22 protein-coding genes are annotated in these 22224 nt (G+C 65.3%); 11 read left to right on the top strand and 11 right to left on the bottom strand.

Going from position 1 to position 22224, the window contains the following annotated elements:
* Window positions 1-180: 180 nt before the first annotated feature.
* Complete coding sequence (locus tag AUL32_RS15185) at window positions 181-1356, bottom strand: N-acetylmuramoyl-L-alanine amidase (protein WP_082659702.1); 1176 nt, start codon at window positions 1354-1356, stop codon at window positions 181-183.
* 567 nt (window positions 1357-1923) lie between these two features.
* Between AUL32_RS15185 and AUL32_RS15180 the strand changes: the two genes are divergently transcribed.
* Window positions 1924-4821 carry an Rne/Rng family ribonuclease gene (locus AUL32_RS15180; RefSeq protein WP_062116468.1) on the top strand — a complete coding sequence of 966 codons (2898 nt, stop codon included), beginning with the start codon at window positions 1924-1926 and terminating at the stop codon, window positions 4819-4821.
* A gap of 62 nt (window positions 4822-4883) precedes the next feature.
* Here the strand turns inward: AUL32_RS15180 and AUL32_RS15175 are convergent, their stop codons facing one another.
* Window positions 4884-6053, bottom strand: coding sequence for a pyridoxal phosphate-dependent aminotransferase (locus AUL32_RS15175; protein ID WP_062116466.1), 1170 nt, complete (start codon window positions 6051-6053; stop codon window positions 4884-4886).
* Window positions 6054-6154: 101 nt separating this feature from the next.
* Here AUL32_RS15175 and AUL32_RS15170 point away from each other — a divergent pair, with 101 nt between their 5' ends.
* The 5 genes from AUL32_RS15170 (at window position 6155) to aat (ending at window position 11141) form a co-directional block, all read left to right on the top strand.
* Entirely contained in the window at window positions 6155-7546 is a 1392-nt protein-coding gene (locus AUL32_RS15170; protein WP_244493156.1) for a M48 family metalloprotease, read from the top strand.
* Window positions 7543-8337 carry a DsbA family protein gene (locus tag AUL32_RS15165; protein ID WP_062116463.1) on the top strand — a complete coding sequence of 265 codons (795 nt, stop codon included), beginning with the start codon at window positions 7543-7545 and terminating at the stop codon, window positions 8335-8337. Before AUL32_RS15170 ends, AUL32_RS15165 begins: the two co-directional genes overlap by 4 nt.
* Window positions 8338-8573: 236 nt before the next feature.
* The gene (gene accB / locus AUL32_RS15160) at window positions 8574-9056 is read left to right on the top strand and encodes an acetyl-CoA carboxylase biotin carboxyl carrier protein (RefSeq protein WP_061976159.1); all 483 of its coding nucleotides are present in this window, start codon (window positions 8574-8576) and stop codon (window positions 9054-9056) included.
* Between the two features lie 53 nt (window positions 9057-9109).
* Window positions 9110-10462 (top strand): acetyl-CoA carboxylase biotin carboxylase subunit, encoded by a 1353-nt coding sequence (gene accC / locus AUL32_RS15155; RefSeq protein ID WP_062116460.1) that lies wholly within the window; start codon window positions 9110-9112, stop codon window positions 10460-10462.
* 7 nt (window positions 10463-10469) lie between these two features.
* On the top strand, window positions 10470-11141 hold the full coding sequence (gene aat / locus AUL32_RS15150; RefSeq protein ID WP_062116457.1) for a leucyl/phenylalanyl-tRNA--protein transferase: 672 nt from the start codon (window positions 10470-10472) through the stop codon (window positions 11139-11141).
* Here the strand turns inward: aat and AUL32_RS15145 are convergent.
* The 7 genes from AUL32_RS15145 to AUL32_RS15115 form a co-directional block, all read right to left on the bottom strand.
* Complete coding sequence (locus AUL32_RS15145) at window positions 11081-11491, bottom strand: DUF2155 domain-containing protein (RefSeq protein WP_062116454.1); 411 nt, start codon at window positions 11489-11491, stop codon at window positions 11081-11083. The two genes, aat and AUL32_RS15145, sit on opposite strands and share 61 nt — an antisense overlap.
* 17 nt (window positions 11492-11508) lie before the next feature.
* Window positions 11509-11898 (bottom strand): NADH:ubiquinone oxidoreductase subunit NDUFA12, encoded by a 390-nt coding sequence (locus AUL32_RS15140; protein ID WP_061976163.1) that lies wholly within the window; start codon window positions 11896-11898, stop codon window positions 11509-11511.
* A gap of 68 nt (window positions 11899-11966) precedes the next feature.
* On the bottom strand, window positions 11967-13466 hold the full coding sequence (gatB, locus tag AUL32_RS15135; RefSeq protein WP_062116452.1) for an Asp-tRNA(Asn)/Glu-tRNA(Gln) amidotransferase subunit GatB: 1500 nt from the start codon (window positions 13464-13466) through the stop codon (window positions 11967-11969).
* A gap of 67 nt (window positions 13467-13533) precedes the next feature.
* Window positions 13534-15015 (bottom strand): Asp-tRNA(Asn)/Glu-tRNA(Gln) amidotransferase subunit GatA, encoded by a 1482-nt coding sequence (gene gatA / locus AUL32_RS15130; protein ID WP_062116449.1) that lies wholly within the window; start codon window positions 15013-15015, stop codon window positions 13534-13536.
* Between the two features lie 26 nt (window positions 15016-15041).
* A complete protein-coding gene (locus AUL32_RS15125) occupies window positions 15042-15518 on the bottom strand; it encodes a GNAT family N-acetyltransferase (protein WP_062116447.1) in 477 nt (158 codons plus the stop codon).
* Window position 15519: 1 nt separating this feature from the next.
* On the bottom strand, window positions 15520-15807 hold the full coding sequence (gene gatC / locus AUL32_RS15120) for an Asp-tRNA(Asn)/Glu-tRNA(Gln) amidotransferase subunit GatC (RefSeq protein WP_062116444.1): 288 nt from the start codon (window positions 15805-15807) through the stop codon (window positions 15520-15522).
* Between the two features lie 101 nt (window positions 15808-15908).
* Window positions 15909-16610, bottom strand: a complete 702-nt coding sequence (locus AUL32_RS15115) for a metal-dependent hydrolase (RefSeq protein WP_062116443.1) — start codon at window positions 16608-16610, stop codon at window positions 15909-15911.
* A 99-nt stretch (window positions 16611-16709) separates the two neighbouring features.
* Between AUL32_RS15115 and ruvX the strand changes: the two genes are divergently transcribed.
* Window positions 16710-17204, top strand: coding sequence for a Holliday junction resolvase RuvX (ruvX, locus tag AUL32_RS15110; RefSeq protein ID WP_062116439.1), 495 nt, complete (start codon window positions 16710-16712; stop codon window positions 17202-17204).
* Here the strand turns inward: ruvX and AUL32_RS15105 are convergent.
* On the bottom strand, window positions 17141-17473 hold the full coding sequence (locus tag AUL32_RS15105) for a DUF6105 family protein (protein ID WP_062116436.1): 333 nt from the start codon (window positions 17471-17473) through the stop codon (window positions 17141-17143). The genes ruvX and AUL32_RS15105 overlap by 64 nt on opposite strands.
* Window positions 17473-18000: a hypothetical protein gene (locus tag AUL32_RS15100; RefSeq protein WP_062116433.1), complete on the bottom strand. Its 528-nt coding sequence runs from the start codon at window positions 17998-18000 to the stop codon at window positions 17473-17475. The genes AUL32_RS15105 and AUL32_RS15100 overlap by 1 nt, the downstream gene beginning before the upstream one ends.
* Before the next feature lie 154 nt (window positions 18001-18154).
* Here AUL32_RS15100 and AUL32_RS15095 point away from each other — a divergent pair, with 154 nt between their 5' ends.
* From AUL32_RS15095 to dprA, 4 genes are read left to right on the top strand one after another with little or no spacing between them, the layout of a single operon-like run.
* Entirely contained in the window at window positions 18155-19108 is a 954-nt protein-coding gene (locus AUL32_RS15095) for an aspartate carbamoyltransferase catalytic subunit (RefSeq protein ID WP_062116430.1), read from the top strand.
* Complete coding sequence (locus AUL32_RS15090; RefSeq protein ID WP_062116428.1) at window positions 19105-20421, top strand: dihydroorotase; 1317 nt, start codon at window positions 19105-19107, stop codon at window positions 20419-20421. Before AUL32_RS15095 ends, AUL32_RS15090 begins: the two co-directional genes overlap by 4 nt.
* 10 nt (window positions 20422-20431) lie before the next feature.
* Entirely contained in the window at window positions 20432-21037 is a 606-nt protein-coding gene (gene plsY / locus AUL32_RS15085) for a glycerol-3-phosphate 1-O-acyltransferase PlsY (RefSeq protein ID WP_062116425.1), read from the top strand.
* Window positions 21034-22158, top strand: a complete 1125-nt coding sequence (gene dprA, locus AUL32_RS15080) for a DNA-processing protein DprA (protein ID WP_062116422.1) — start codon at window positions 21034-21036, stop codon at window positions 22156-22158. Before plsY ends, dprA begins: the two co-directional genes overlap by 4 nt.
* The last annotated feature ends 66 nt before the right edge of the window (window positions 22159-22224 follow it).

Raw genomic sequence — 22224 nt, 5'->3', positions numbered from 1 at the left:
TCGCCTGCATTTCAGGATGCGCCCGAACAGCGCGACACGACTCGCCCGGCCTCGAACCTGCGATCGCGTCGTGCACCCTTGCGTTCAAGGTTCGGACTTTCTTCATAAATGAGGCGCCCCGATGTTGCGAGGCGCCATTGCCAATCCGTTGTGGCAAATGCATCACGCGCCCCGGTAGCGTCAATTCGATCCGCGCTGATCCACAATCGATCGATGCCGGGAAAACGCCTCGATGGAGCGCGCCAGGATCGAGGCGACCTTCTTCTGCCACTCGGGGGACGTCAGAAGCTTCTCCTCCTCCTCGTTCGACAGATAGCCCATCTCCACCAGAACCGAGGGTACGTCGGGCGCCCGAAGCACGCGGAAGCCGGCCGATCGCTTGGGATTGTTGATGAGGCTGACGCCCCCGGTCTTGAGTTCGCCGACGAGGCTGAGCGCGAAATGTTCGGAAAAGCCCTCCGTCTCCTGTCGAACGAGATCCACCAGAATGTCGTGGATCTCCGGCGCGTCCTGATCCCACTCGGCGCCGGCGAAGCGGTCGGCCGAGTTTTCGCTTTCGGCGAGTTCCCGGGCCAGCCCGTCCGACGCCTTTTCCGACAGCGTATAGACCGTGGCGCCGCGCAGGTCCTTGAAGCGAATGGAGTCGGCATGGAGTGACACGAACAGGCCGGCCTTGGCGCGGCGGGCGATCGCCGCGCGCTCGTTCAGCGGAATGAACGTGTCGTCCTCGCGCGTCATCTCGACCTTGATGTTGGGGAAAGCGGATAGCGCCTCGCGCAGAGCCAGGCCGAAGGCGAGATTCACAGCCTTCTCCTCCGTACCCTTCTCGCCCGTCGCACCCCGGTCCACCCCGCCGTGGCCAGGATCGATCACCACGACGAAGGGCCCTGAGGGAGCGGGGGCGCCATGCGCGGCGGGCGAGACGTCGCGCGCCCGCGCCGCCACGGTGAAGTCTGCTTCCTTGCCCTTTGCGAGCGTCAGGGAGATGCGCGTCTTGCCGTCTTCGCGCTTCAACTCGACATCGGGGCGCACGGGGCCTTTGAGCTCCATGAGCAGGCGATAGCGATTGGGGCCGGCCAGCCCCTGCTTGATCGAGCGAACGAAGCGCGCGCTCTTTACGTCCGGCAAGACGGCCGCCGAGAGCGCGTCGTCGAGATCGAGCGTCAGCCGGAAAGGATTCTTCAGCGCCAGCATCTGCGGATCGGCGGCACCATCGAGTTCCACAACGAGATGATCCGCCTCCCCTTCGCTGGTAATCCGAATCGAAGTGACGACCGAGGGATCGGCCGCGCGCGCCGCGACCGGGCCGGCAAGAAGAAGACCGAGAGCGGCCAGGCAGACAAGAATTCGGGACATGCGAAAGCGAACCGGGCGTCTGGCAAGGGTGATAAAGCCGTTCGTAACGGCCCAACATGGCGGGGAACTGCCTCTTTGAGAGGCTTGGCCCTTGTTTAGGCGCGTTCCACACCATAAAAGCAGAAGTGGGGCTACCGCGTCGATCGCCGAGTGGCTTCGCGACCGATCGGGACGGATGACATCGTCCGTCCGATCGAGACGCGTAGCTGACTTGAACGTTGCGCCATCTTGCACGGTGCGATCGTGCGCGACGAGCCCCCGGCAAATTCTCTCCGTCCGATTCCTATCGGCGGAACAGCATCATACGGACCGGCCAGAAGGTCGAACGTATGTCTTTTCATCGGCCGACGAAACGGCCACCAGTTGTTGCAGGTCGCGTGCGCGTGTCGTCAGCATTTTTTCAATCCCGGATAGACCGCCTCCTGATTGGACGGGCGAAGCATCCTTTGACCGGGATCTTGCTGGCTCCGAACCGCACGGCGCCTGAGGGCCCACCCTTCCCGATTTTTCAACCGGCGCGGCGCGTCGGACCATCCGGCGGGGTCAGGGTCTCGGAGTTGAGATTCCATGGCAAACAAGATGCTGATCGATGCGTCGCATCCCGAAGAAACCCGGGTCGTCGTCGTCAAAGGTAACCGGATCGAGGAATTCGATTTCGAGTCCGAACACAAGAAGCAGATCAAAGGCAATATCTATCTGGCGAAAGTGACGCGGGTCGAACCCTCGTTGCAGGCCGCCTTCGTGGAATATGGCGGCAACCGGCACGGGTTCCTCGCCTTCAGCGAAATCCATCCCGACTACTACCAGATTCCCGTCGCCGACCGCCGCGCGCTGGTCGAGGACGAACTCGCCCGCGCGGCCGAGGAAGAAGACGAGCTGGAGCGCAAGCCCGCTCGCGAGAGCCGCTCGCGGCCCCGTCGCTCGCGCGACGGCGGAGCGAAGGCGGCCGAAGCCACGGACGAGAGCGTGTCCGAGGACGTCTCCGAGAGCGAGACCGAAGTCGACGAGATCCAGGACGCCGACGAAGAGATCGCGGAAGTCGGCTCGGCGCAGGTCGGCAATTACGGGGAACCGGGTTCGGACGATTCCACCGTCGTCGAAGCGTCCAACGGCGAGTCCGTCTCTGAGGAGGGCGAAGGCGCGTCCGAGGAAACCCGCAGCGCTCGCGGCAACGACGACGATGGCGGGAAGCGCCGTCGCTCGCGCCGCCGCACGCGCTCGTCCGACCAGGAACCTGCCGCATCCGAGGACGAGGCCGAGCAGGTCGACGATCTCGGCAGCGAGGACGCGCTCGAGGAAGTGCCCGTCCGCTCGCGCCAGCCGCGCAAGCAGTACAAAATTCAGGAAGTCATCAAGCGCCGCCAGATCCTTCTGGTGCAGGTGGTCAAGGAAGAGCGCGGCTCCAAGGGCGCGGCTCTCACCACCTATCTGTCGCTGGCCGGCCGCTACTCCGTCCTCATGCCGAACACCGCGCGCGGCGGCGGCATCTCCCGCAAGATCACGAATGCCGCCGACCGCAAGCGCCTGAAGGAGGTCGTGCACGATCTCGAAGTGCCGCGCGGCATGGGCATCATCCTGCGCACGGCCGGGGCGAACCGCACCAAGGCCGAGGTCAAGCGCGACTACGAATATCTGATGCGCCTGTGGGAGACGGTGCGCACGCTGACGCTGCAGTCGACGGCGCCGACCCTCGTCTACGAGGAAGGCAGCCTCATCAAGCGCTCGATCCGCGACCTCTACAACAAGGACATCGATCAGGTCCTCGTGGCGGGCGAAGCCGGCTACCGCGAAGCCAAGGACTTCATGCGGATGCTGATGCCGAGCCAGGCGAAGGTCGTTCAGCCCTACCGCGACCCGACCCCGATCTTCGCGCGCCAAGGCATCGAAGCCCAGCTCGACAAGATGCTGCAGCCGAACGTGACGCTGAAGTCCGGCGGCTACATCATCATCAATCAGACCGAGGCGCTCGTCGCCATCGACGTGAACTCCGGTCGCTCGACGCGCGAGCATTCGATCGAGGACACGGCCTACCAGACCAATCTGGAAGCGGCGGAGGAGATCGCCCGCCAGCTTCGCCTGCGCGATCTCGCCGGCCTGATCGTCATCGACTTCATCGACATGGAGGAGAAGCGGAACAACCGGAACGTCGAGAAGCGCCTGAAGGATTGCCTGAAGGACGACCGCGCCCGCATCCAGATCGGCCGGATCTCGCATTTCGGCCTCCTGGAGATGAGCCGCCAGCGCATCCGCGCCAGCGTTCTCGAATCCACGATGCAGACCTGCCCCGTCTGCAACGGCAACGGTTTCATCCGCTCCGCCTCCTCGCTGGCGCTGCATGTGCTGCGCACGATCGAAGAACATCTCCAGAAGCACGGAACGCATGACCTTCAGGTCCGCGTTCCCACCGCGACTGCGCTCTACATCCTGAACGAGAAGCGCCGGACCATCGACGAGCTCGAGGCCCATCACGGCCTGCGCATCACGTTGGAAGCCGTGGAAGGCCACGGACACCAGCATATCGAGATCGAGCACGGCGCCGAAGCCGTGAAGCGGCCGCGTCCCGAGCCGGTGCGCCCCGTCACGCTCGCGCCAGAAGACGAGATCGAGCCCGTCGTCGAGGACGAAGAGGAGATCGTCGCGGTCGCCGCCTCCGAGGAAGTCGAAGAGGCGCCGGCGCAGGACGGGACCGAGGAAGAGCGTCGCGACGCCTCGCGCCGTCGCCGCCGCCGTCGCCGCAACGGTCGCAAATCCGATCTGGCGGCCAATGGCGACGAGTCGGAGAACGGCACCGAAGAGGACGGCCCGGTTTCGAACGACGAGACTGGTGAGGTCGAGGTCCAGGGCGAAGCGGAAGCGCTCGCCGGTTCGGACGAAGACGACTCGACCGACGAGAACGGCGACGACGAGAACGGCAAGAACCGCAAGCGCCGCCGTCGCGGCCGTCGGGGCGGTCGCCGCACGCGGGACGACGAGGCGCAGGACGCGCCGGTCATGGACGTGGCAGGCGGGGCCGGAGCCGACGAGGCCCTTCCCGATGTGGTGGCTGACGACGTGGCCGTGGACACAGGCAAAGCCGACGAGAGCGAGCCGGTGGAAATCGGCGACGTCGCGGAGCGGTCTTTCGAGCCGGAGATGACCGACGCGGTGGATGCGATCGAAGGCGTCGATCTCGACGGCCGCACGCTGTCCGATCTGGAAGCCGATCGCAACAGCGACACGCCCGACGAGAACGAAGTCATGGCCGCCAGCGCCGAAGCCGGCGCCTTGATCGACGCGAACCCGCCGCTGGACGAGGTCTTCCCTTCGGACGACACGCCGGCACAGGCCGAGACCGAAGAGCCCGCCCCCGCGTCGGTCGAGCCGCGCGCACCTCGACTGACGACCAATGGCGTCGATCTGCCGGATACGAGCGAGGACACGCGTCCCAAGCGCACCGGGTGGTGGTCGCGTCGCGGCTTCCTCTAAGACGCCAAGCCAGACAAAAAGAAGGGCGGCCAGATGGCCGCCCTTTTTTGTTTCAGAGATCGCTACCGGTTTAGGAAACCGGCGAGCCGTTCGACCGCTTCGGCAATGTCCGTAGTGGATCCCGCATAGGACAGGCGAACGAAACGCTCGCCCCTCACCGGGTCGAAATCGATGCCCGGCGTGATCGCAACATGGCAGGTCTTCAGCACCTGAGAGCAGAATGTGCTCGCGTCGCGCCAGCCTTCCGGCAAGCCGGCATAGGCGTAGAAGGCGCCATCGATCGGCGCGATGTCGGTGAAGCCGAGCGACGGCAGGCGCTGCGCCAGAACGGCGCGGTTCGTGATGTAATCCTGCTTCGTCCGGTCCAGCTCCTCTACCGTGTCGAACACGGCTTCCGCCGCAACCTGACTGAGCTCCGGCGCGGAGATGTAGAGGCTCTGTCCGATCCGCTCCGCCGCGCGCACAAGCGAGTGCGGAAGCACGAGCCAACCGATGCGCCAGCCCGTCATGCAGTAGTATTTGGAAAACGAATTCACCGCGATCACGCGGTCCGAGAATTCCAGCGCGGACACGTCCCGGTCGGCATAGGTCAAGCCGTGGTAGATTTCGTCGGAAATGAAGGCGATGCCTTCCGCGTCCGCGAACTCGATCAGCGCCTGCAACTCGTCGCGCGGCGTCACCGTCCCGGTCGGATTAGCAGGGCTGGCAACGAGGACGCCCTGCAGCGGCTCGGCGCGATGCGCTGCCCGCAGATGCTCCACCGTCAGGATGTAGTTCTCGTCGGGGCCGACCGGGATTTCCACCGGCACCAGACCCAGCGCCTTCAGGATGTTGCGATAGGCAGGGTAGCCCGGGTTGGCGATGGCGATCCGATCGCCGGGATCGAAGGCCGTGAGAAACGCCAGATTGAACCCCGCGGACGATCCGGTGGTCACCATGATCCGCTCGGCCGGCACGTCCACGCCATAGGTCTCGACATAGTGGCGCGCGATGCGGTCACGCAGCGAGGTGCGGCCGAGGGCGTCGGTATAGGCGATGCGTCCCGCCTTGAGGAAACGCTCCGCCGCCTCCGCCGCGCGGCTCGGAACGGGCGCGGAGGGTTGGCCGACGGCGAGCGAGATGACGGGCACGCCCGCCGCCGACAAGCGGTTCGCTTCCGCCAGTACGTCCATCGCGCGGAACGGATCGATTTCCGAACGTCGGGATGCTTTGATCACGCGGCTGGTATACATGTCGGGTCTCACATTCGCCGGAAAGACATGCCCTCGAACGGGTGGGTTCTTGGGCTTTCGCCGTTCATAGGGTCCGGCCAGGGACGATGGGAAGGGTTGGCATGAAAGATTGGCGCCGACGTTTGTCGACAGGCTGCCTCGCACTGGCGCTCACGGCTGCGACGCTCGCTGCGACCGCGACGCCATCCGTCGCGCAGTCTGCCGCCCGGCAGCGTCTTCCCGTCGTGCGCGACGCCGAGATCGAAAGCCTGGTGAAAGACTACGCGGCGCCGATCCTCAAGGCCGCGGGCTTGTCGCCGAACCGGGTCGAAATCGTCCTCGTCAACGATCTCAACTTCAACGCCTTCGTGGCGGGCCGGCGAATCTTCATCAACACGGGCACACTCCTCGATTCCGAAACACCGAACGAGACGATCGGCGTGATCGCGCATGAGGTCGGGCATCTCGCCGGTGGCCATCAGGAGCGTTTGCGGGACCAGATCGCCCGAGCGCAGACCATCGCCGTCGTGGCCGGTTTGATCGGCGCCGGCGTCGCGGCGGCGGGCGCGGCCTCTGGCTCGGGCTCCGTCGCCGGCCTTGGCGGCGGTCTGATGACGAGCGGCAGCGGCATCGCGCAACGCAGTCTCTTCGCCTACCAGCGGACGGAGGAGACCACGGCCGACCGCTCCGCCCTTACCTATCTCCGCAAGACCGGCCAGTCGCCCAAGGGCCTCCTCGACAGTTTCGAAGGGCTGATGCGCAAGAACATGCTGGCCGGCGTTTCGCGCGACATCTACCTCTCCTCGCATCCTGCGCCGCAGGATCGAATCGGCTTCCTTCAGACGGCAGCCCACGAGAGCCCGTTCTTCGACAAGAAGGACTCGCCCGAGATGCAGCAGCGGCACGACTTCGCCCGCGCGAAGATCGCGGCGTATAACGGCGGAGCGACGCAGGTCCGCCGCACCTTCGGGCGCGATCTCTATTCGCTTCCCGCGCTCTATGGCGACGCGATCGCCACCCATCTCGCCGGTTCGCCAAAGGCAGCGCTCGACAAGATCGACGCGTTGATCGCCAAGCAGCCGAACAATCCGTGGTTTCAGGAAGTACGGGGCGAAATCCTGATGGCGGCCGGGCGCGCTGGTGAGGCGGAGCAGGCCTTTACCAAAGCCGCCAAGCTCGACAAGTCCCGCTCCGGGCTACTCCAAGCATCGATCGGACAGGCGATCGTGACCGGCGGCGACAAGGTCAAGATGAAGGAGGCGATCGCGCAGATCCAGCGCGGCCTCGAGGCCGATCCCGACAATTCCTCGGCCTATCGCTTCCTTGCCATGGCGTATGGCCATCTCGGCCAGATCGGCGACGCCGAACTCGCGACCGCCGAAGGCTATTGGGAGGCCGGCAATTTCACGCAGGCCAAGATCTTCGCCGCCCGCGCCCAACAGAAATTTCGCCCGGACTCGCCGCAATGGCGCCGGGCCCAGGATATTCTCGTGACAAAGGTCAAGCGTTCATGACAGCCCCCATTCAGCAAGGCTCGCGCCTTCGCCCCGCCCGGCTCGGCACGCGCGGCCTCCTCGTCCTCGCCGGTTTGATGACACTTGCTGACGCACCAGCGAAAGCCTTCGACGACGTGCAGACCCGTGACATCGAGGGGATCGTGCGCAACTATCTCGTCACGCATCCCGAAGTCCTGATCGAGGCCATGCAGGCGCTGGAAACCAAGCGCGTGAACGAGGAGAACGACACGCGGCGCGGGACCATCGAATCCTCGCGCGACGCGCTGCACGCGACGCCGGATGGCACGGCGCTCGGCGCGGCCAACGGCGATGTGACGCTGGTCGAGTTCTTCGATTACAATTGCGGCTACTGCAAGCGCGCTGCCAGCGACATGGACGTTCTTCTAGAAAGCGACAAGAAGCTGCGTGTCGTCCTGAAGGAAATCCCTGTCCTTGGGCCAGCCTCCGAGGCCGCAAGCCGCGTCAGCCTCGCCTTTCGCTCGGTGAAGCCCGAAAGCTACGCCGCGTTCCAGCGCAAGCTCCTGGCGAGCCGGGCCCAGGTGGACGAGGCCCGCGCCCTGGAGGTGGCCGAAAGCTTCGGTGTCGAGGCCAAGACCCTCAAGCCGCTTCTCCAAGGTTCGGCCGTCCGGGCCGAACTTGCCCAGGCCAACGGGCTCGCCATGGCGCTCGGCATCAACGGTACCCCGAGCTATGTCGTCGGCGACGAACTGGTGGCTGGAGCCGTCGGTGCCGACGCACTGGCCGGTAAAATCACCAATGTCCGGCAGTGCGGCAAGGCGAACTGCTGAGATTCCTTGATCTCCGCGCGAAAAGGGAGCTTTTCCCGGGAACGACGCCGGTCTATACGCCAGTTCAAACGGATCGCGCCCGGACAGGCGTCAGGACGCGGGTGCTCAGACCTCTTTCTCGTGCATCCGCGTTCGAGGCGAACCCATCGTTGGTTTCCAGGCCGGGCGCGCGCCTTTCCCGGACTTGTCGGTCGCCGAGCGGCGCGGCCCAACCATTTTGATTTCGAAGGATTCCCATGCAGAACTCGGAAACGAAAGTCGATCGCTCTCTTGTCCGCGAGCTCGCCGACATCCTGAACGACACCGACCTGACGGAAATCGAGATCGAGCAGGGCGAGCTTCGCATTCGCGTCTCGCGCAAGAAGGAATACGTGGCCGCCGGCGGTTATGCCGCGAGCGTCCCCATGCAGATGCAGGCGCCCATGCCGCAGGCCGCCTCGATCCCGGCTTCGCCCATGGCACCGGCCGCCGCCCCCGGCCCCGAGGTCGGCTCCGTACCCTCCCCCATGGTCGGCACGGCCTATCTCTCGCCGGCGCCGGGAGCCAAGGCCTTTATCGAGATCGGCCAGCAGGTCAGCGAAGGCGACACGCTGCTGATCATCGAGGCCATGAAGACCATGAACCAGATTCCCGCCCCGCGTTCGGGGACGATCAAGCGGATATGCGTCGATAACGGGCAGCCCGTCGAATACGGCGAAGCGCTGGTGGTGATCGGCTGAGCCGGTCCCCACGTACCGTTTCAGCGCACCCGTCGATCGATGAAAGGCCCGTCATGTTCAACAAGGTACTGATCGCCAATCGCGGCGAGATCGCGCTTCGCGTGCTGCGCGCCTGCAAGGAACTCGGCATCGCGACCGTCGCGGTCCATTCCACGGCCGACAATGCCGCGATGCATGTCCGCCTTGCGGACGAAAGCGTTTGCATCGGCCCGCCCCCGGCGCGCGACAGCTACCTGAACATTCCGCAGATCCTCGCTGCCTGCGAGATTTCCGGCGCCGACGCGGTGCATCCCGGCTACGGATTCCTGTCCGAAAACGCTCGCTTCGCCGACATTCTCGACGCGCACAACATCACCTTCATCGGCCCGACCGCGGATCACATTCGCATCATGGGCGACAAGATCGAGGCTAAGCGCACCGCCAAGCGCCTGGGCATTCCGGTCGTTCCCGGTTCGCCCGGCGCCGTGACGGACGATGTCGAGGCCATGCGCATCGCCAAGGAGATTGGTTTCCCCGTTCTGGTGAAGGCGTCTGCAGGCGGCGGTGGTCGCGGCATGAAGGTTGCCAAGACGCCGGAGGACCTGTCCGTGGCCCTGTCCACGGCGCGTCAGGAGGCCGGTGCGGCCTTCGGCGACGACGCGGTCTATCTCGAGAAATATCTCGGCAAGCCGCGCCATATCGAAGTGCAGGTCTTCGGCGACGGGATGGGCAACGCCATTCATCTGGGCGAGCGCGACTGCTCGCTGCAGCGCCGCCACCAGAAGGTCTGGGAAGAGGCGCGCTCGCCGGCTCTGGACGACGCCCAGCGCAAGCGCATCGGCGAGATCTGCGCCAACGCCATGTCCGAGCTGCGCTATCGCGGCGCGGGCACGATCGAGTTCCTCTACGAGAACGGCGAGTTCTATTTCATCGAGATGAACACGCGGCTTCAGGTCGAGCATCCCGTGACCGAGGCGATCACAGGGCTCGATCTCGTTCACGAGCAGATTCGCGTGGCGGCTGGCCAGGGCCTGTCGGTGAAGCAGTCCGACATCAACTTCCTCGGCCATGCCATCGAGTGCCGCATCAACGCCGAGGACCCGCGTACCTTTGCGCCGTCGCCCGGCCAGATCAGCTACTACCATGCGCCGGGCGGGCTCGGCATTCGTGTCGATTCCGGCGTCTATCAGGGCTATACGATCCCCCCCTTCTACGACAGCCTCATCGGCAAGCTCATCGTCCACGGCCGCACACGCAACGAATGCCTGATGCGCCTGCGCCGCGCGCTGGACGAGATCGTGGTCGACGGCGTGAAGACGACCCTGCCCCTGTTCCAGGACCTCGTGGACAATCCCGATATCCAGGCCGGCAACTACGACATCCACTGGCTCGAGCACTATCTCGCCGAGGCGGTGAAGGCGGCGTGAGCCTTCCATGGCGCCGAGTCGACGCGACGAGGATTTCCGGCTAACGCCGGAGATCCTGCTTCGGGCCTATGCGGCCGGGCTGTTTCCGATGGCGGAGGATGCTGAGGACGATTCGATCTACTGGGTTGATCCGACCCTGCGCGGCGTCCTGCCCCTCGACGACTTCCACGTGCCGCGCAGCTTGGTGAAGGCGATCCGCCGGAATACGTTCGATATTCGCGTGGACACGGCCTTCTCGGCCGTCCTAGACGGATGTGCGGAGCCGGCTCCCGGCCGCGAACACACCTGGATCAACCAGCAAATTCGCGAGCTTTATTTGGAGCTTTACGCGATGGGCTATGCCCATTGTGTGGAGGCCTGGGAGGGTGATCAGCTCGTCGGCGGCCTTTATGGCGTCAGTCTCGGAGGCGCCTTCTTTGGAGAAAGCATGTTCTCCCGCCGCACCGACGCGTCGAAGATTTCCCTGGTCTATCTTTGGGAAAGGCTGACACGCGGCGGCTACACGTTGCTCGACACGCAGTTCATCACCAACCACCTGTCCCGCTTCGGTGCGGTCGAGATCCCGCGTGAGGCCTATCGCAAGCGCCTTGAAGCGGCCTTGGAACAAACCGCGAGTTTCTACCCGGCCGGCGCGGGAACGGTCGAGTCGGTCTTGCAGTCCTTGAGCCAGACATCATAGACGGGATGCTCGACGGCGTTGAGGCCAGGCGAGTCCGCGAACATCCAGCCCGAGAAGATGCGGCGGATTTGTCGGTCGAGCGTGATCTCGTCAACCTCCACGAAACTATCCGTCTTCGGCGCTTCGTCCTGTGAGCGCGTGTAGCAGGCACGCGGTGTCACCTGCAGCGTGCCGAACTGAACGGTCTCATCGACGGCGACGTCGAAACTCGTGATCCGACCCGTGATCTTGTCGAGACCCGAGAAGACCGCGACCTTGTTGGCAATGCGGGCGGCCAAGGCCGGCGCGGGAACGAGCGATGCCGCCAGAAGCCCTGCCCCCAGCAGCCCGCGAAGAAAAGAAAATGTCATAATTCGCGTGGCCCCGATCAGGGTTGCCACGCGTCGTAATCGCCGGACACGCGCGGCCGCTCGGCCGTGTTGAGCAGCGAACCCTTCGGGCGATAGGCTCGGCCCGTGCCGGTCAGGTTCGCCTGATGCGGCTTTTCCCAATCGCGCGGACGATAGTCTTCCTTCGGGGGCGGCGTGTCGACGCGATGATGCATCCAGCCGTGCCAGCCCGGGCCGATGGCGGAAGCCTCGGCCGGTCCATTGTAGATGACCCAGCGGCGCTTGCCGTCGGCGGACTGGTAGTACAGGTTACCGCGCTCGTCCTCGCCGACCGGCTGACCGAAGCGCCAAGTGTAGAAGCGCGTGCCGATCGTCTGGCCGTTCCACCAAGTGAAAATCTGAAGAAGCCAGGGGCTGACTTTACTCATCGGGCTCGTTCCTCGCGTCGGCAAGGGTTATGGTCTGGTGCTGGTCGAAAGTCCATCGCAAACCGGGCTTACTCCAAGCCGAGCTTGGCCTTGACAATATCGTTCACCGCCTGCGGATTGGCCTTGCCACCCATGGCGCGCATGACCTGCCCGACGAACCAGCCGGCCAGCGTCGGCTTGGCCTGCGCCTGCGCCACCTTGTCCGGGTTGGCGGCGATGATCTCGTCCACCGCTGTCTCGATGGCGCCGGTGTCGGTCACCTGCTTCATGCCGCGGCTCTCGACCAGGTCCTTCGGGTCACCGCCCTCGGTCCAGACGATCTCGAACAGATCCTTGGCGATCTTGCCAGAGATGACGTTCTCGCGGATCAAATCCAGAATCGCGCCCAGCTGCTCGGCCGAGACCGGGCTCTCCTCGATCGACTTGCCCGACTTGTTGAGCGCACCGAGGAGATCGTTGATCACCCAGTTGGCCGCCTGCTTCGCGTCGCGCCCAGCCGCCGTTCTCTCGAAGAAATCGGCGATCGCCTTTTCCGACACGAGAATCGACGCGTCGTAGGGCGAGAGGCCGGCATGGTCCATCAACCGCTGGCGCTTGTCGTCCGGCAGTTCCGGCAGATCGGCACGAAGCGACTCCACGAACGCGTCGTCGAATTCGAGCGGCAAGAGGTCGGGATCGGGGAAGTAGCGGTAGTCGTGCGCGTCCTCCTTGGAGCGCATGGCCCGTGTCTCGCCCTTCACGGGATCGAACAACCTCGTTTCCTGATCCACCGTCCGCCCATCCTCGATCAGAGCGATCTGGCGGCGAGCCTCCGATTCGATCGCCTGGCCGACGAAGCGGATGGAGTTGACGTTCTTGATCTCGCAGCGCGTGCCGAATGCGCCGCCGGGCCGGCGAACCGACACGTTGACGTCGGCGCGCATGGAGCCTTCATCCATGTTGCCGTCGCACGTGCCGAGATAGCGCAGGATGGTCCGCAGCTTAGTGAGGTACGCCTTGGCCTCGTCGGCCGACCGCATGTCGGGCTTGGAGACGATCTCCATGAGCGCCACACCCGAGCGGTTCAGATCCACGAAGGACATGGTGGCATGCTGATCGTGCAGCGACTTGCCGGCATCCTGCTCCAGATGCAGACGCTCGACGCCGACCTCGATCTCCTCGAACTGGCCCTTGGAGTCAGGACCAACCGAGACGAGCACGATGCCCTCGCCCACGATCGGGTCCTTGAACTGCGAGATCTGATAACCCTGCGGCAGATCGGGGTAGAAATAGTTCTTCCGGTCGAAGACCGAGCGATTGTTGATCGCGGCTTTGAGCCCGAGCCCGGTGCGCACCGCCTGCCGGACGCATTCCTCGTTGATGACGGGCAGCATGCCGGGCATGGCTGCGTCCACCAACGATACGTTGTCGTTGGGCTCCGAGCCGAACTGCGTCGAGGCGCCGGAAAACAGTTTGGCTTCCGACAGGACCTGCGCGTGAACTTCCATGCCGATCACGATCTCCCAGTCTCCCGAGAGGCCGGAGATGAACTTGCGGGGATCGGGCGTGCGGGTGTCGACGAGGGTCATGATCGAGCTCAGGTGCGAAACGGTGCGGTGGCGGCACGTGGTGCCGCCGGGAGGAAGGCGAAGCGGCTTACCACCAGTGTTGCGGGGCGAACCGGCCTGCCGCCTTCTCGATGACGGAAGCGGCGGTGAACAGCGTCTCCTCGCCGAAGGGACGTCCGATCAGCTGCAGGCCGAGCGGCGTGCCCTCGCCCGACAGACCGGCCGGAACCGAGATGGCGGGAAGCCCGGCGAGATTGACCGTCACCGTGAATACGTCGTTCAGATACATGGCGACCGGGTCGGCGGCGAGCGTCTGGTCGTTGATCGCGAAGGCGGCGGACGGCGTCGCCGGCGTCAGCAGCGCATCCACCCCGGCGTCGAAGACCTGCTCGAAATCGCGCTTGATCAGCGTGCGGACCTTCTGCGCCTGGAGATAATAGGCGTCGTAGTAGCCAGCCGAAAGCACATAGGTGCCAATCATGATGCGGCGCTTCACCTCGCGGCCGAAACCGGCGGCGCGGGTCTGCTCGTACATGTCGGCGATATCGCGCCCAGGCACGCGCAATCCGTAGCGCACACCGTCATACCGGGCGAGGTTCGAGGAAGCCTCCGCCATGGCGACGATGTAATAGGCCGGCAGAGCGTATTTCGTGTGCGGTAGCGAGACCTCGACGATCTCGGCGCCGGCTTCCTTGGCCCAGGCGATACCCTGGCTCCAGAGCGCCTCGATCTCGGCGGGCATGCCCTCAACGCGATATTCGCGCGGGATGCCGATGCGCTTGCCCTTCAGCGAGCCGCCTACGGCCGCCTCGTAGTCCGGCACCGGAAGATCGACGGAAGTCGTGTCCTTGGCGTCGACCGAGGCCATGGATTTCAGAAGGATCGCAGCGTCGCGCACGTCGCGCGCAACCGGCCCTGCCTGATCGAGCGACGAGGCATAGGCGACGACGCCCCAGCGCGAACAGCGGCCATAGGTCGGCTTGATGCCGACGGTGGCGGTGAAGGCGGCAGGCTGGCGGATCGAGCCGCCCGTATCGGTGGCGGTCGCGCCCGCGCAGAGCCGCGCGGCGACGGCGGCCGACGAACCGCCCGAAGAGCCACCCGGCACGAGCGGCGTGTCGGAACCCGAACGGCGCCATGGGTTGACGGTCGGTCCGTAATGGCTGCTCTCGTTGGAGGAGCCCATGGCGAACTCGTCCATGTTCAGCTTGCCGAGCATGACGGCGCCGTCCGCCCAAAGATTGGCCGTGACGGTGGATTCGTAGCGCGGCTTGAACCCGTCGAGAATGTGCGAGGCGGCCTGGGTGTGGACGCCCTCGGTTGCGAAGAGATCCTTGATGCCGAGCGGGATGCCGTCCAGCGCCTTGCCCTCGCCGCGCGCGAGACGCTGATCGGACGCCTGCGCCATGCGGCGCGCGGCATCTGGCGTGACAGCGACATAGGCGTTCAGCGCCTTGTTCGCGGCTTCGATCGCGGCAAGATAGGCGTCGGTCAGTTCCACGGCCGAGAACTGCTTCGCCTTCAGCGCGTCGCGGGCTTCGGCAATCGTAAGGGCGGTCAGGTCGGTCATGAGCTCGTATCGATCACTTCTGCCACTCAGGCCGCGACGGAGCGCGCGAGGGGCTTTTCGTAGAACACGGAATAGGCGCTTTCGGGATAGTCCGCGAAGGCCGGGCAAAGTCGAAAGCCGGCGCGTTCGTAAATCTTGCAGGCGGCGGGCTGCTGGTCGCCGGTCTCGAGTTTGAGAATGGCGATGCCCTCCTCCTTGGCGCGCGCGACGATCCGTTCCAAGATCGCGCCGCCAACGCCACGGCCCTGTTCGGTTTGGCGCACATACATGCGCTTCACCTCGGCGAGTTCGGCATCGTGCCGCAGGAGCGCGCCACAGCCGATCGCGACACCATCCCGGCGCGCGACGAAGACCGTGGTGTTCGGTGCCGCCATCTCCTCCGCCGTCATGCAGAAGCGAAATTCCGGCGGACACAGCGGCTCGAGAAAGGCGTTGAGTTCGGCGATCAGCGCGCGCACGTCGTCTTGCAACGGCGTCTCCTCGCGGATCTCGACGGACGCCATTTTACTCCACCACCTTTGGGACCATGAAGTAATGGTCTTCGGTCGCGGGCGCGTTGGCGACGATGTCCTCGGCCTTATGGCCATCGGTCACCGCATCCTGGCGCTTCTTCATCTGCATCGGGATGACCGACGTCATCGGCTCGACGCCGGAGACGTCCACCTCGCGCAACTGCTCGACGAAGCCGAGGATGGCGTTCAGCTCGCCCTCCATCGTCGCGACGTCTTCGTCGCTGACGGCAATGCGCGCGAGGCGCGCGACACGGCGAACGGTGGCGGTATCGACAGACATTGGACCTCTGGAAGCGGGTAGCTTGCGTCCAACGCTATAGCCATGGGGCCGGCGCGACGCAATGTCGGCCGGCCCCGGATGGTCGCATGTCGCGAAAGCCGTCAGATGTCGAAGGGCTCGCCGACCGGCGGCAGACGGACGCGGTTCGACTCATCCTCCATCGCCTCGATGAACTTGTCGGGGTTGGGATCGAGGATCGGCATCGTGCCCCAATGAAGCGGGATGATCGTCTCGAAGTTGAAATAGCGCCGGCACGCCAGGGCCGCCACCGCCGCGCCCATGGTCAGCCGATCCCCGATCGGGACGAGTCCGATTCGCGGATGGTGCAGTTCCTCGACCAGGGCCATGTCGCTGAAAATGTCGGTGTCGCCCATGTGGTAGACGCTTGGGCCGTCCGCGAAATGCAGGACGAGGCCGTTCGGCATGCCGAGATAGGTGATGCGCCCCCCCTCCTCGATCGATGCGGAGGAATGGAAGGCCTGGGTCAGCGTCACCGAGAAGTCGCCGAACTTCACCGTGCCGCCCGTGTTGGCGGGCTCGATCGATTCCACACCTTTCGACTTCAGCCACTGAACGAGCTCGAACGTGCCGACCACCTTGGCGCCCGTGCGCTTGGCGATCTCGATCGTGTCGCCGACGTGATCGGAATGGCCGTGCGTCAGCAGAATATGCGTGACGCGCTCGCTCGCCTTCGCCACGTCGCCCTTGAAATGCGGGTTCCCCGAAAGGAACGGGTCGATCAGGATGACGGACTCGCTGGTTTCGAGGCGGAAGGCGGAGTGGCCGAAATAGGTCATCTTCATGCTAAGGATCTCCGTCGCCTCGCCGCAAGGCCGGAGGCGAGAGTGCCGGGACTGCGCGCGATTAGGTAGCGCCCGGCGTAAAGGGTCAAGGAGTTGCGTGTGCCGCTGGTTCAGATCGAAGAGTTGGGCGCGATCGTGCCACAGAGCCAGACGCTCGCGGGCCTCGATCTCGGCACGAAGACGATCGGTCTCGCGATTTCCGACCTCGGCTGGCGCTTCGCGACTCCACGCCCCGTCCTGCGCCGGGTGAAGTTTGGGATCGACGCCGCAGCCCTTCAGAAGGTTCTCGACGCGTCGCAGTGCGGGGGCATCATCATCGGCCTGCCGCTCAACATGGACGGCAGCGAAGGCGTGCGCTCGCAATCGACCCGCGCCTTCGTTCGCAACTATCTCCGGCTCGATCCGCGACCGATCGCCTTCTGGGACGAGCGGCTCTCAACCGTCGCGGCCGAACGCGGAATGCTGGAGATGGACGTATCTCGCGCCAAGCGGGCCGAGCGAATCGACTCGGCCGCCGCGTCCTTCATTCTTCAGGGGGCGCTGGACAGGCTTTCGACGCTGCTTGAACGCGGCGACGGTGCAAATCTCGCATAAGCGTGCTTGCTCAGCGCCACGATCGCCTTGCGACGGCGTAAGGCATAGAGGCCCATGACGATCGTGCTATCCAAGACCAGCGCTCGGACCACCAGAGGCGGCAGGCTTTCGGCCGGCACCCCGAGCGTCTGAGCGTAGACGCCGAAGACGAGATCGTAGAAGTCCCGTGTCAGGAAGAAGAGCCCGAAGCTTAAATCCTGCGAGGCGAGGCCGAGCCAGCCGGTCAGGATCGAGATCGGCATGAACCAGAGCCCGAGGAGCCAACGCATCAGCGTCGGTCCTCGTCCGCCCTGCCCGTCGCCTGGTGGCGATGCGCAGGATCGGGGACCGACCGATCGATAGCGGCCAAAGCCTTGCGGAAGGCCAGTTCGTCGTCCCTGTCATCGGCCGAGAAGACCGCATGGTCGAACACCAGCGCGACGAGGCTGAGGAAGAGCGACCAGAAGGCCAAATCGACCCGGTCGAACACATGGGCCAGCGGCGGGCCGAACAGCGCGGCGGCGACAACCATCGCCGAGCAGATGCCGATGCCGGCGAAGCTCAAGCGCTCGCCCTGGCGGCGCAGGCGATCGGTTCCGCCATGAAGCGAACGAAGAGCGACGGCCAGAAGACCGGCGGTGCCGAGCATCAGGCCGGCGACGAAGAGCGATGCGACCGGCGTTCCCGCGGCGGCGGGCTCCAGCGCGTGGCCGCCGATGGCGTCGATGCCCGCCAGATGCGCCAGCTCCGACAGACCGGTGACCGCATGAAACCCGAGCCAAAGGCTCAGGGCGAAGCTTGTCGCGACTCTCGTCATCGCACCCTCTCCATCCTTAACGAAGTCTTAACGCGAAACTCCCCCCATCCGTTGTGGGACGCAAACGAAAGAGTCGGGTAAGGTTAACGGGCCGGCCGTGGCGCCTCCCCGCGCTTGTGGCGGCGGGTGCTTTCTCCTATAGGCGGACCTCGACATGTCAGCGCCCTCGCCCACTCCGCTCGCCCGTCGGCACCTTCTCGGCATCGCCGGATTGTCGCTGCCCGACATCCACCAGCTCATGGACCTCGCGGAAAGCGAGATCGCCGTCAGCCTTGGTCGGGACAAGAAGAAGTCCGCCCTTCGGGGGCGGACCCAGATCAATCTCTTCTTCGAAGCCTCGACCCGCACCCAGGCCTCTTTCGAGCTGGCGGGAAAACGGCTCGGCGCCGATGTGATGAACATGTCGGTGGCGAACTCGTCGGTCAAAAAAGGCGAGACGCTGATCGACACGGCCATGACGCTGAACGCAATGCGGCCCGATCTTCTGGTCGTGCGCCACCATGCGGCCGGCGCCGTCGCACTGCTGGCCCAGAAGGTCGGCTGTTCCGTCGTGAACGCCGGCGACGGCGCGCACGAGCATCCGACCCAGGCGCTTCTCGACGCCCTGACCATCCGCCGCCACAAGGGCCGCGTCGCCCGGTTAGTGGTGGCGATCTGCGGCGACGTGCTCCACAGCCGCGTGGCCCGCTCCAACATCCTTCTCCTCAACGCGCTCGGCGCGGATGTGCGCGTCGTCGCACCCTCCACGCTGCTTCCGGCCGGCATCGAGCAGATGGGCGTCACCGTGTTCCGCAACATGGAAGACGGGCTGCGGGACGCCGACGTGGTCATGATGCTGCGCCTTCAGCGCGAGCGCATGGAAGGCTCCTTCGTTCCTTCCGTGCGAGAGTATTTCCGCTTCTTCGGACTGGACGGACAGAAGCTCTCGCGCGCCAAGCCGGACGCGCTGGTGATGCATCCCGGCCCAATGAATCGCGGTGTCGAGATCGCGTCCGACATTGCGGACGGTCCGCAGAGCGTCATCGAGGAGCAGGTGGAAATGGGCGTCGCCGTGCGAATGGCCGTGATGGAATGGCTTGTCGGAGACCATGCCGAGGGTCGGGCATGACCGCCGTCGTTTCACGCCCGCTTGTTGTCGCCAATGCTCGAATTCTCGACCCGTCCCGTCGCCTGGACGAAGTGGGAACGCTGATCGCCGAAGACGGCATCATCCTCGCCGCCGGCGGGAATGCGCAGAACCAGGGCTTCCCCGAAGGCGCCGAGGTGATCGACGCGCGCGGAATGCTCCTGATCCCCGGACTCGTCGACGCGCGCGTCTTCATGGGCGAGCCGGGCGGAGAGCATCGCGAGACGATCCGCTCCGTGTCCCGCGCGGCGGCGGCCGGCGGCGTCACGTCGATCCTGACCATGCCCGACACCGATCCGGTGATCGACGATCTTGCCCTCGCGCAGTTCGTCTCGCGCACGGCGCGAGAAACCGCGATCATCAACGTCTTCCCTTCGGCGGCCCTCACCAAGGGATTGAAGGGCAAGGAGATGACGGAGATCGGTCTTCTCGCCCAAGCTGGTGTGCTGGCCTTCACGGAGGGGCGCCATACGCTGCGCGACCCCGCCCTGATCCGTCGCATCATGACCTATATCCGGGATTTCGACGCGCTCTTCCTGCACGAGACGCAGGATGCCGATCTGACCGGTTCGGGCGTCATGAACGAGGGGCTGCTGGCATCCTGGCTCGGCCTGCCCGGCATTCCGCGTGAAGCGGAAATCATCCCGCTCGAGCGAGACCTGCGCCTCGCGGCCCTCACCGGCTGCCGCTACCACGCGGCCAAGCTTTCGACCGCCGCCTCGCTCGATGTGTTGCGTCGTGCCAAGCGCGAGAACCCGAAAGTCTCAGCCGGCGTCTCGATCAACCACCTGTCGCTGAACGAGAACGACATCGGCGAGTACCGGACTTTCTTCCGCCTTTCGCCGCCTTTGCGGTCCGAGGACGACCGGCAGGCGATGATCGAGGGAATCGCCGACGGCACGCTCGACGTCATCGTGTCCTCGCACGATCCGCAGGATGCCGACGGCAAGCGCCGCCCCTTCTCGGATGCGGAAGCAGGCTCGATCGGGCTGGAGACGCTGCTTCCGGCGGCGCTCCGGCTCCATCACTCCGGCCAGGTTCCGCTGGCCCGCATCGTCGAGTGCCTGACGGTCGCGCCGGCCAAGCTGCTCAAGCTCGACCGGGGCACGCTGGAGCCCAGCCGCCCGGCCGATTTCGCGCTGGTCGATCTCGACGCGCCCTATGTCTACGACAAGACGCGCATCCGGTCGCGTTCCAAGAACTCGGCCTTCGAGAACGCCCGCTTCCAGGGTGAGGTAATGCGCACGGTGGTGGCCGGGCGCACCGTCTTCGACACCGCCAACGGACCGCTTTGAGGACCTCCGCATGATCTGGACCGGCAGTTCCCCAATGGCCATCGCCGTCTTTCTCGCGGTCGGCTATCTCTGCGGCACAATCGCCTTCGGGTTGATCCTGACGAAGATGTTCGGTCTGGGGGACCTGCGTTCCATCGGCTCGGGCAATATCGGCGCCACCAATGTCCTGCGCACAGGCAATAAAAAGGTCGCCGCTCTGACGCTTGCGGGAGATCTCCTGAAGGCGACGATCCCCATCCTCGTCGCGTGGCGCTGGGGCGCGCCGGCTGCAGCAGCAGCCGGGCTCGGGGCCTTTCTCGGGCATCTTTTTCCGATTTGGCTGGGCTTCCGGGGCGGCAAGGGCGTCGCGACCTATATCGGCGTTCTTCTCGGCTTCGCGCCGATCGGCGTCCTCGTCTTCGCCGTCGCTTGGCTCGGAATGGCCAAGGTCTTCCGCTACTCCTCGCTCGCCGCACTGACGGCGACGCTGCTCGTTCCGATCGCCTATCTCCTGCTCGGCAATTCCATGGCGGCGGGTCTCACCGCGATCCTGACCGTCTTCGTCTATCTCAAGCACATTCCCAACATCCGCCGCCTTCTGGCCGGAACCGAAAGCCGGATCGGGTCCAAGGGATGAGCTTGGCGGCCGGAGAGCGAGCTTCGCTTTCCGAGGCGGAACGCCTCGCGCGGCTGCGGCTGATCCGCAGCGACAATGTCGGACCCGCGACCTTTCACACCCTGCTGCGCCGGTTCCGCACGGCTTCGGAAGCTCTGGCACATCTGCCCGAACTCGCAGCGCGCGGCGGCACGCGGCGCCGCATCACGATCTGCACGAGCGAAGCGGCCGAAGCCGAATTCATGCGCCTCGGCCGGTTCGGGGCGCGGCTTCTCTGCCATGACGAGGCGGACTATCCGCAGGCGCTGCGCGCGGCCGAGGGCGCCCCGCCGCTTCTTTCCGTCATGGGCGAGGTCGCTTGCCTTGCAAAACCCAGCGTCGCCATCGTCGGCTCGCGCAACGCCTCCGCTGCCGGCGGCCGGCTGACGCGTATGTTCGCGACCGAACTCGGTCAGGCTGGCTATGTCATTGCGTCCGGCCTCGCGCGCGGCATCGACACGGTGGCCCACGAAGCTGCTCTGGAGACGGGAACCATCGGCGTCTTCGCCGGTGGGCTCGACCGCCCCTACCCGCCGCAGAACAAGCCCTTGATGCGCCAGATCGTGGATCGCGGCGGATGCCTCGTTACCGAGATGCCCTTCGGTTGGGAACCGCGCGCGGTGGATTTCCCAAGGCGAAACCGCATCGTGGTCGGCCTGTCGCTGGCCGTGCTCGTCGTGGAAGCCTCGCTGCGCTCTGGCTCGTTGATCAGCGCGCGCCTCGGGGCCGAGATGGGCCGTCTGGTCTTCGCGGTGCCGGGTTCGCCGCTGGAAGTGAGGTCCGCCGGCACCAACGCCCTTCTGAAGGACGGCGCGCATCTGGCGACCGAGACCGCCGACCTGCTCCAGGCGCTTCAACCGATGGCCGAGCGCCGAACTGTGTCAAGCGAAGCCGAGCCGACATTCTTCGAAGGGAATGCCGAGCCCGAAAATGGCGAACGCGAGCGCATCCTTCGCGCCCTCGGCGTCGCCCCGGTCTCGCTGGACGATCTCTCCAGCCATAGCGGCGTCGCCCCGGCGGCGATCCATTTGACGCTTCTGGAGCTGGAAATCGCGGGCCGTCTGGAGCGCCATTCCGGCGGCCGCGTTTCGCTTCTTCCTTGATTGGGCCGCCCCGCTGTTGCAGCGGACGGGTTGACCCACGCGCTTGGGCTGTCCATGTGAACGAAG

Origin of the sequence: Aureimonas sp. AU40 (assembly GCF_001463785.1) — a bacterium.
Taxonomy (GTDB): Bacteria; Pseudomonadota; Alphaproteobacteria; order Rhizobiales; family Rhizobiaceae; genus Aureimonas.
The sequence above is the reverse complement of the archived record's forward strand: the minus strand, read 5'-3'. Positions and strand labels throughout refer to the sequence as shown.

What these genes read in the sequence shown, in the direction of transcription:
- AUL32_RS15185 (WP_082659702.1), bottom strand. Translation starts at nt 1,356, where the DNA reads ATGTCCCGAATTCTTGTCTGCCTGGCCGCTCTCGGTCTTCTTCTTGCC.
- AUL32_RS15180 (WP_062116468.1), top strand. Translation starts at nt 1,924, where the DNA reads ATGGCAAACAAGATGCTGATCGATGCGTCGCATCCCGAAGAAACCCGG.
- AUL32_RS15175 (WP_062116466.1), bottom strand. Translation starts at nt 6,053, where the DNA reads ATGTATACCAGCCGCGTGATCAAAGCATCCCGACGTTCGGAAATCGAT.
- AUL32_RS15170 (WP_244493156.1), top strand. Translation starts at nt 6,155, where the DNA reads ATGAAAGATTGGCGCCGACGTTTGTCGACAGGCTGCCTCGCACTGGCG.
- AUL32_RS15165 (WP_062116463.1), top strand. Translation starts at nt 7,543, where the DNA reads ATGACAGCCCCCATTCAGCAAGGCTCGCGCCTTCGCCCCGCCCGGCTC.
- accB (WP_061976159.1), top strand. Translation starts at nt 8,574, where the DNA reads ATGCAGAACTCGGAAACGAAAGTCGATCGCTCTCTTGTCCGCGAGCTC.
- accC (WP_062116460.1), top strand. Translation starts at nt 9,110, where the DNA reads ATGTTCAACAAGGTACTGATCGCCAATCGCGGCGAGATCGCGCTTCGC.
- aat (WP_062116457.1), top strand. Translation starts at nt 10,470, where the DNA reads ATGGCGCCGAGTCGACGCGACGAGGATTTCCGGCTAACGCCGGAGATC.
- AUL32_RS15145 (WP_062116454.1), bottom strand. Translation starts at nt 11,491, where the DNA reads ATGACATTTTCTTTTCTTCGCGGGCTGCTGGGGGCAGGGCTTCTGGCG.
- AUL32_RS15140 (WP_061976163.1), bottom strand. Translation starts at nt 11,898, where the DNA reads ATGAGTAAAGTCAGCCCCTGGCTTCTTCAGATTTTCACTTGGTGGAAC.
- gatB (WP_062116452.1), bottom strand. Translation starts at nt 13,466, where the DNA reads ATGACCCTCGTCGACACCCGCACGCCCGATCCCCGCAAGTTCATCTCC.
- gatA (WP_062116449.1), bottom strand. Translation starts at nt 15,015, where the DNA reads ATGACCGACCTGACCGCCCTTACGATTGCCGAAGCCCGCGACGCGCTG.
- AUL32_RS15125 (WP_062116447.1), bottom strand. Translation starts at nt 15,518, where the DNA reads ATGGCGTCCGTCGAGATCCGCGAGGAGACGCCGTTGCAAGACGACGTG.
- gatC (WP_062116444.1), bottom strand. Translation starts at nt 15,807, where the DNA reads ATGTCTGTCGATACCGCCACCGTTCGCCGTGTCGCGCGCCTCGCGCGC.
- AUL32_RS15115 (WP_062116443.1), bottom strand. Translation starts at nt 16,610, where the DNA reads ATGAAGATGACCTATTTCGGCCACTCCGCCTTCCGCCTCGAAACCAGC.
- AUL32_RS15105 (WP_062116436.1), bottom strand. Translation starts at nt 17,473, where the DNA reads ATGCGTTGGCTCCTCGGGCTCTGGTTCATGCCGATCTCGATCCTGACC.
- AUL32_RS15100 (WP_062116433.1), bottom strand. Translation starts at nt 18,000, where the DNA reads ATGACGAGAGTCGCGACAAGCTTCGCCCTGAGCCTTTGGCTCGGGTTT.
- AUL32_RS15095 (WP_062116430.1), top strand. Translation starts at nt 18,155, where the DNA reads ATGTCAGCGCCCTCGCCCACTCCGCTCGCCCGTCGGCACCTTCTCGGC.
- AUL32_RS15090 (WP_062116428.1), top strand. Translation starts at nt 19,105, where the DNA reads ATGACCGCCGTCGTTTCACGCCCGCTTGTTGTCGCCAATGCTCGAATT.
- plsY (WP_062116425.1), top strand. Translation starts at nt 20,432, where the DNA reads ATGATCTGGACCGGCAGTTCCCCAATGGCCATCGCCGTCTTTCTCGCG.
- dprA (WP_062116422.1), top strand. Translation starts at nt 21,034, where the DNA reads ATGAGCTTGGCGGCCGGAGAGCGAGCTTCGCTTTCCGAGGCGGAACGC.